This is a genomic window from Faecalibacterium sp. DFI.5.82 (genome assembly GCF_029076575.1).
Lineage (GTDB): Bacteria > Bacillota > Clostridia > Oscillospirales > Ruminococcaceae > Faecalibacterium > Faecalibacterium duncaniae.
The window spans coordinates 1-288 of sequence record NZ_JARFIS010001134.1 but is presented as its reverse complement, the minus strand read 5'-3'; the positions used below and the strand labels follow the sequence as shown (position 1 = coordinate 288).

Genomic DNA, 288 nt, shown 5'->3' with positions numbered 1-288 from the left:
TTACTCCGGCCTGAACATCGGCGGCAAGAGTTACTTCCACACGCCGGTCCACCCCCACGTTGCCCACCGTGACAGCCGCGGCCGCAATGTAGCCTACGAACCCACCGAGTTCACCTCCGGCAAGGAGATCAAACAGGCAGCCGGTAATGCCGGCATCGGCCTGACCTACGCCAACGAAACGCCTTTCTTCCACTTTGACGACTACCGCACCGCGGCCTCCAACGACCTTCCCGGTGCCCCTGCGGCCAAAACCATCCGCATCACCCACTCCGAGAGCTACAGGACCCG

1 pseudogene is annotated in these 288 nt (G+C 62.8%); it reads left to right on the top strand.

Annotated features, from left to right (window positions below):
* Positions 1-288: pseudogene (locus P0G09_RS20450) on the top strand (Tat pathway signal sequence); the annotation flags it as partial.